Raw genomic sequence first — 547 nt, forward strand, 5'->3', positions numbered from 1 at the left:
GAGCCCCCGCCTCAACCTCGACCTCGACGCGCGCGGCGACCTGCCCGCCCAGGGCCTGCCGCAGGCGGTCGCACTCGACTTCACCATCCCTGACAGCCGGCTCGACGGCCGCCCGCTGCGCGGCCAGGGCCGCCTGCGCCTGGAAGGCCTGCGCCTGCCGGAGGCGAAGATCGACCTCGATGTCGCCGGCAATACCCTGGTCGCCGAGGGCGCCTTCGGCGCGCCCGGAGACAGCCTGGCGCTGCGCATGGACGCGCCCGCGCTGGCGGCGATCGGCTTCGGGCTCGGCGGCCGCGCCGGCGCCGAGGGCCGCATCGGCGGTACGCTGGAGGCGCCCAATGGCCGCCTGGACCTCTTCGGCGAGAACCTCGCCCTGCCCGGCGACCTACGCCTGGCCGGGGTGAATGGCCGCGTCCGCCTCGACTCCGGCATCGACGGACCCTTCGAGCTCGTGCTCGGCCTCAGCCGCCTCGGCAGCCGTGCGCGCGCCGCCGACGGCGCCGCGCAGCCCGACTGGCTGGCGAGCGCGCGCGTCGAGGCCAGCGGC

General features: G+C 77.3%; 1 pseudogene. It reads left to right on the plus strand.

The annotated features are described in order from the left end of the window. A pseudogene (locus C667_RS23800) lies at window positions 1-547 on the plus strand (translocation/assembly module TamB domain-containing protein); the annotation flags it as partial.

It is taken from the genome of Thauera phenylacetica B4P, from assembly GCF_000310225.1.
Taxonomy (GTDB): domain Bacteria; phylum Pseudomonadota; class Gammaproteobacteria; order Burkholderiales; family Rhodocyclaceae; genus Thauera; species Thauera phenylacetica.